Below are 6,547 nucleotides of genomic sequence, written 5' to 3'. Positions count from 1 at the left end.
GCGCTCAGCAGGCCGCGCCGCTGCTCGCCGCGGGGGACGACGAGGTTGTAGAGCAGCACCGGGAAGGCCGGGAGGTTCTGCAGCGCGGCGGGGGAGGGCAGGTAGAGGCCGTCGGGGTGGAACCAGGCCAGCGCCTGCCCGGTCTCGCTGCGGGCGAGGGGTTGCCAGGTGTCCGGCGGGCTGGGGGGGACGGGGAGGCGGAAGCCCACCAGCTCGGCGCCCCGCAGGTAGGGCACGGTGCGCTCCACGTCGTCCACCACGGCCTCGCCCTCGGCGGTGCGGGCGAAGTACACGCTGAAGGCCGGGGGGGCGGGCGGCGGCGTGCCCAGGCGGAAGCGGAGCTCGGGGTTGGGGCTGCGCACCGTGCCCAGCAGCCCCAGCAGCCGCTCGAGCACCGGCGAGCTCCCCTCGAGCGCCACCCGCACGTTGCGGCGGCTGAATTCGGCGGTGTTGTCCAGGCTCAGGGCGTCGGCGCCGCTCAGCCGGGCCTGGAGCGGGGCGACCGTGGGCACCTCGAGGGTGCTGAAGCCCCCGGCGGGCACCTCGAGGGCGTAGCCCCGGCCGCCCACCCGCACCTCGCCCTTCCAGGGGCCGGGGCCGCTGTTGCCCACCGCCACGAAGCCCGGCCCGACGGCGGTGATCCCCACGTTGACCCCGTTTCCCGCGGCGTTGAGGTAGCCCTCGGCGCCCACGGGCGGGGGGGCGTCGCTGACCACCAGCGCCGGGGCGTCCAGGCGCGAGCGGCCCAGGGCCACGGCGGCGGCGAGGTCGGCGCGGTCGTCGGCGGCGCGGATCTGCTCGAGGGCGCCGAGCAGCTCGCGGCCCGCGGCGGGCCCGAAGGCCTGGGGGTTGCGCCCGGCCCGCACCAGCACGGCCCGGGGGCTGCGCGAGAGGCGCTCGCGCACCTGCGCCTTGGCCCACTCGAGGCGGCTGGGGCTCAGGTCGGTCGCGGCCATGGAGGCCGAGGCGTCGAGCACCAGCACCAGCGGCCCCGGCCGGTCGAGCTCGAGGCGCGGCCCCGACAGCGCCAGCCCGCTCAGCAACCCGGCCAGCAGCAACAGCAGCAGCCGCAGGTCCAAACGCCGCCGGGCCACCCCCCGCCGCCGCGCCTGCCGCCACAGCCACAGCCCTGCCACCTTGCGCTCCTGCGGCCTGCGGCGGCGGTAGAGCCAGTAGATGAGCCCGAGGAGGGGGGGCAAGGCCGCGAGCCACAGCGGGTAGGCGAAGGTCACGGCCTCAGGATAGAACGGATCGGTTGTCGATGGTCGATGGTCGATAGCCAAACGCAAGACGCAAGACGCGTGTCCTGCGTCGTACGTCTTACGTCGTACGCCTTGGCCCTAGACCCCAGACGAGCGTTCGGCTGACGGCTGAGCGCTCCCTTACTTCCACCGCACCTCGCTGAAGCCGCGGCTCACCAGGGTGCTGCCCTCGATCACGGAGTAGGAGATGCTGTTGCCCAGGCGGTTGTAGACGCGCTCGAGGAACTTGACCAGGCGGTCGGTGAGTTCCTTGGTCTCCTTGTCTTCGGCGCCGATGGTCTGGGGGATGCTCTCGCGCAGGGCGGCGAGGGACTCGAGGCTGGGGCCCTTCTGGTCGCCAAAGCTGTAGGACACGGCGTTCTGCGGCACGGTGACGCGGAAGCGCTGGTACTCGGGGCGGTCCTTCCAGAGCTTGCCGGAGGCGGCCTCGAGCGCGGCCTTGCTGGTGGCGACGACGAGCTTGTCGCCGTCGAGGCGGTAGTAGAGGTTGCCCAGCAGGCCCACCTCGAGCACCTTGAAGCCGCCTTCCTGCCCGGCCACCTTGAAGCCGCCCTGGCCCTCGGGGGTGGCGAAGGCCGCGAGGTTCTGCACGGCGGCCAGGAAGTTGGCCTCGGCGGTGGCGCTGTCTTTTACCTCGAGGTAGATGAGCTGGTGGCCCATGGGGGCCTCGAGGTTGCCCACCCCGCTGCTGCGCGGGCCGGGCACGGTGACGAGGGCGTAACGGGTGCCGAAGGCCTGGAGGTCGAAGTTGAGCTTGACGTCGAAGTCGGAGAGGAGGCTGCTGAGGTAGCGGCCGCTGCTGGCGAGGTCGAGCACGCCCACGCCGCCGGAGTAGCCGGCCGGGAACTCGCCCAGCTCCCACGGCTTCTCGCGGGGCAGGACGAGGTTGCTGAAGGCGGGGTCGGCGTTGCGGTCGAGCTCGAGGCGCGTCTCGGTGGTGTAGCCCCCGGCGGTGAGCTTCAGGCCCACGCTGACGCGCCGGATCGCGGCCAGGGTGAGCCCGAGCCTAGGCGGCAGGCCGTACTCGGCGTCGAGGTTGCGGGGGGGTTCGCCCCAGAAGAACAGGTCGCCGCTCACCGGCGCGCGCAGGCCCCGCTTGTTGCCCAGGAAGAGGTTGGCCTGCCGCGGCGTGGCCATGAACACCAGGTCGCGGCTGACGCCGTTGACCATCCCCGCGCTGCGCTCGACGAGCCAGCCGTTCTCGACCTTGGCCTTCTTGACCTCGGCGCGGATCGCCTGCATCGTCCGGGCGCTGGGCTTGGCGACGAAGAAGAAGCCCCCGTCGGGGTAGACGGCCGCGAAGGCGCCGCCCTGGGCGATGCCCAGCAGGTCGCTGTCCTGGCCGAGTTCCTTCTCGAGGTTGCGGCTGAGCCAGGCCTCGAGCCCGCTCTGCCGCCAGTCGCTGGCGATGCCCTGGAGGTAGGGGCTGTTGCTCAGGTCCCCCAGGTAGAACCCGGCCATGGCCCCCGTGGGGGCCAGGGACACCAAGCTTTGGGCCAGAGCGGGGCTGAGCAGCAGCAGGGCGAACAACGCCCATCGGGCGAGTGATTTCATGAGCCGATTCTAACCTACTCCCGCGCCGGGCGTGTGCGTTTTGGGCACTTGACGGGAAGAGGGGATTCAGGGTTGCGGGAGACGCTTTGCCCCCGGACCCGGAGCCCTGAACCCGTTCCCCTGCTTCACGGCGGTTCCCACGTATACCCCGCGGCCCGGTCGGGAAGGGCGGGTGTTCGTGGGGGGTGCGATCAGTGCGCCTCCGCCTGCCGCTGGCTGACCACCTTCTGCGCGAGGTGCGGGGGCACTTCGGCGTAGTGGGAGAACTCGAGGCTGTACGCCCCGGTGCCCTGGGTCAGGCCGGAGAGGACGCGGCTGTACTCGAGCAGCTCCGCCAGCGGGACCTCGGCCTGCACCACCGCAAGGGCCCCGTCCTGGTCCATGCCCAGCACCCGGCCCCGCCGCCCCTGCAGGTCGGAGAGGATGTCGCCCACGCGGTCCTGGCTGACGAAGACCTTGAGGTTGTAGACCGGCTCGAGCAGCACCGGGCTGGCCTGGGCCATCACGTTCTTAAACGCCAGCGAGGCCGCGATCTGGAAGGCCATGTCGGAGGAGTCAACGTCGTGGTAGGAGCCGTGGTAGACGACGGCCTTGAAGCCGATCACCGGGAAGCCCGCCAGCGTGCCCTGCTTGGCCGCGTCCTGGATGCCCATCTCCACCGACTCCATGTACTTCGTGGGGATCACCCCGCCGGTGATGCGCCACTCGAACTGGTACTCGGGGGCGGGCTCCAAGCGCAGCCACACGTCGCCGTACTGGCCGTGGCCGCCGGTCTGCTTCTTGTGCTTGCCCTGGCCCTCGGCCACCTTGCGGATGGTCTCGCGGTAGGGGATCTTGGGCAGGCGGTACTGCACCTTCACCCCGTAGTCGCCCAGGCGCTCGCGGGCGGTCTCGAGGTGCAGGTCGCCGTGGCCCCACAGCAGCATGTCGCTGGTGTCGGGCTGGCGCTCGAAGCGCAGGCTGGGGTCTTCCTCCAGCAGCTTGCGCAGCGCCTCGCCTAGCTTGGCCTCGTCGCCCTTGTTCTCCAGCGCCAGCGCCACCATCACGTTGGGGTCGGGCAGCCGGGCGAAGGGCACCTCGTCCGACTCGGGCTTGGCCCCGTTCCAAAGCAGCATCCCCCGGTGCAGGTTCTCGGCCTTGGGCAGGGCCAGGATGCTCCCGGCCTCGGCGGCCTCGAGCTCCACGAGGTCCTTGCCCCGCATGGTGTTGAGGTGCTGCAGCCGCACCGTCCCGGCCTCCGACTGCAGGCTGTCGCCGGGCTTAAGGGTGCCGCGGTACAGCCGCACGAAGGCCACGTGCCCGATGAAGGGGTCAACCTGCACCTTGAACACCTTAGCCAGAGGGCTCCCCTCGCCGAAGCGCTCGGTGGGGGAGGGCAGGGCCTCGAGGAAGAGCTCCAGCAGCAGGTCCAGGCCGATCATCGCCCCCGACGAGCCGATAGCCACGGGGTAGACCAGCCCCCGGCGCACCGCCTCGTGGAAGGACTTCGACAACGCGGCCTCCTCGATCTCGCCGCCCTCGAGGTACTTCTCCAACAGCCCCTCGTCGGTCTCGATGATGGCCTCGCGGGCCTCGTTGAGGTACTTCTCGACCTGCGCCCGCATGTCCTCGGGCACCTCCATGGGCGTGGCCTTGCCGTTCGCGTAGCGCAGGGCGCGGTTGTGCAGCACGTCCACGACGCCCACCCACTGCCCGTTCTCGTACAGCGGCAGGTGCGCGGGGACGATGTGGCCCAGCGTGGAGCGGAGGTCCTCGAGCAGCGCAAAAAAATCGCCACCCTTTTCCAGCTTGGTGACGACCACCATCCGAGCGAGCCCAAGCCGCTCGGCCACCGTCCATGCTCTCTCGGTCCCGATCTGCACGCCGTTCTCGGCCGAGACCGCCACCACCGCGGCGTCGGCGGCCTCCAGAGCTCCCCGGATCTCGCCCACGAAGTCGGCGTAGCCCGGCGCGTCGAGGAGGTAGATCTTGTGCTCCTTGTACTGCAAGGGCAGCACCCCGGTGCGCACCGACAGGCGGTGGTTCTTCTCCTCCGGGGTGTAATCGCTGGTGGTGGTGCCGTCCTCCACGCGGCCCATGCGGTCCTTGGCCCCCGTCGCCACCAGCAGTGCCTCGCCGAGGGTGGTTTTACCGCTGCCGCTGTGCCCCACGAGGGCTACGGTCCGGATCATCTTGGCCTCCTTTGTCAGAAAAGTATACGCCCGTTGCCAGGGCACACAAAGGGAAGGATGGTTCTTGACAGGTGTCACCGATGCGGCTAAGAACGCCTCCAGCGCACCCAGTCCACGACGGCCTGGCGAGGGTTCGCCGGGTCATAGAGGATCGGGATGTAAATGTGCTCGAGATCCCTGGCGTGAAGGTCGGCAACGGCCTCGAGGACGTGACCGGGCAGGTTGTTCAGCACAATGCGCTGCTGTTTGCCGGTGTTGTCCCGGAAACATAGACCCAGGTGCTGTTTAGTAACGCCGAAAATGGGAATTAGGTACCTGTTGAATCTGATTCGCTCGACCCTGAAATCTTCCAACAAAGCCAGTGCGGGTTCCCCTCTTGCCCTCAGGCGGTAGTGCAGCAAGGATGAGCGCAGGTTTCTTCGCAGCCCAGAAAGCCCGACCCAGCAAGCGAAACCGCTCATCGTGATAACGGCCAAGTCTGCGACCGGGGTTTCCGTAGGGCTGGGCACGACCTGGAACTTTCCCTCGTTCACCACAGCACGTTGCCGGTCGTGGCTTATGCTTACGTCCACCAAAACGCCCACCTCGACATATCTGCCGATGAGCCGTGTAGGAAAGTAGTTTTGGACGTACTGCCGGCCTTCCGAAGTCCTGAGAACAACCTGCGAATAAGGGTACTGAACGCCTAGACAGAGGATGCGCGTCCACCACTCCCTCTTTATTTCTGGCTTGAAACATTCAGCACTGCTATTCTCCCCGACGTCGTGCACTACGGCCGTTGCGGGAAATCCGGCGTATTGGAGCCAAACCTCTGAGATGCGGCCGAAGGTGTTGCCCTCAAAGAGCCTTAGCCCCGCCAAGACCAGCACCAATAGAGCAATATGGGTCAAGAATCCACCGAAGTAAAAGTTCTGCTCCCGGTAACGTCGGATTTTTGTGGGTAGGAGCGGTTGGGGCATGGCCTGGGGTTAATGGTAGCAATTACCGGGGTAAGGCGCGTCGCAATTCGAGGCGTTTAAGCTCCGTTACCATTACGTCATGGCAAGAAAATCCCTGGACGGTTCCGCGTATACCTATACTATTCCCTACTTCTCACCGGAGCTGTTCAACTTCCTGCTCGAGCTGCGCTACAACAACGACCGGGCCTGGTTCCAAGCCAACAAGGCGCGGTACGAGCAGCACGTCAAGGGGCCTTTCCTGCGCTTCATCGCCGACCTCGCCCCGCACCTCGAGGCCCTCAACCCCGCCTACACCGCCAACGAGCGCAGCCTCTTCCGCATCCACCGCGACACCCGTTTCTCCCACGACAAAAGCCCTTACAAGACGCACGCGGCGGCGCAGTTCCGGCATCTGTTGGCCTCGAGCGACGTGCACGCGCCGGGGTTTTACCTGCACCTCGAGCCGGGCCAGTCGGGGGTGGGCGGGGGGCTGTGGCAGCCCGGCCCCGAGGACCTGGCGCGGGTGCGGGCGGCCATCGCCCGGCAGGACTTCCGCTGGATCGAGGTCAAGCGGGCCGTGCCCCTCTCCGAGGAGGACAAGCTCAAGCGCCCGCCCAAGGGC

The 6,547-nt window shown here is 68.4% G+C and carries 5 protein-coding genes; 1 reads left to right on the top strand and 4 read right to left on the bottom strand.

Annotated elements, in window-relative coordinates; translation table 11 throughout:
- The 4 genes from Mterra_RS17675 to Mterra_RS17660 form a co-directional block, all read right to left on the bottom strand.
- Nucleotides 1-1,232: vWA domain-containing protein (locus Mterra_RS17675; RefSeq protein WP_147372913.1), on the bottom strand; the 1,232-nt coding region annotated here is incomplete at its 3' end.
- A gap of 150 nt (nt 1,233-1,382) precedes the next feature.
- On the bottom strand, nt 1,383-2,816 hold the full coding sequence (locus Mterra_RS17670; RefSeq protein ID WP_119316353.1) for a hypothetical protein: 1,434 nt from the start codon (nt 2,814-2,816) through the stop codon (nt 1,383-1,385).
- 191 nt (nt 2,817-3,007) lie between these two features.
- Complete coding sequence (locus tag Mterra_RS17665) at nt 3,008-4,987, bottom strand: elongation factor G (RefSeq protein WP_119316352.1); 1,980 nt, start codon at nt 4,985-4,987, stop codon at nt 3,008-3,010.
- Between the two features lie 86 nt (nt 4,988-5,073).
- On the bottom strand, nt 5,074-5,859 hold the full coding sequence (locus Mterra_RS17660; RefSeq protein ID WP_119316351.1) for a hypothetical protein: 786 nt from the start codon (nt 5,857-5,859) through the stop codon (nt 5,074-5,076).
- A gap of 166 nt (nt 5,860-6,025) precedes the next feature.
- On the opposite strand from Mterra_RS17660, the gene Mterra_RS17655 reads away from it, so the two are divergent.
- A partial coding sequence (locus Mterra_RS17655) for a DUF2461 domain-containing protein (protein ID WP_147372912.1) occupies nt 6,026-6,547 on the top strand: 522 nt, incomplete at its 3' end.

This window comes from Calidithermus terrae, assembly GCF_003574345.1.
Taxonomy (GTDB): Bacteria; Deinococcota; Deinococci; order Deinococcales; family Thermaceae; genus Calidithermus; species Calidithermus chliarophilus.
The sequence above is the reverse complement of the archived record's forward strand: the minus strand, read 5'-3'. Positions and strand labels throughout refer to the sequence as shown.

Excerpts from the sequence above, each read along its gene's own strand:
- Mterra_RS17670 (WP_119316353.1), bottom strand. The coding sequence starts at position 2,816 with ATGAAATCACTCGCCCGATGGGCGTTGTTCGCCCTGCTGCTGCTCAGC.
- Mterra_RS17665 (WP_119316352.1), bottom strand. The coding sequence starts at position 4,987 with ATGATCCGGACCGTAGCCCTCGTGGGGCACAGCGGCAGCGGTAAAACC.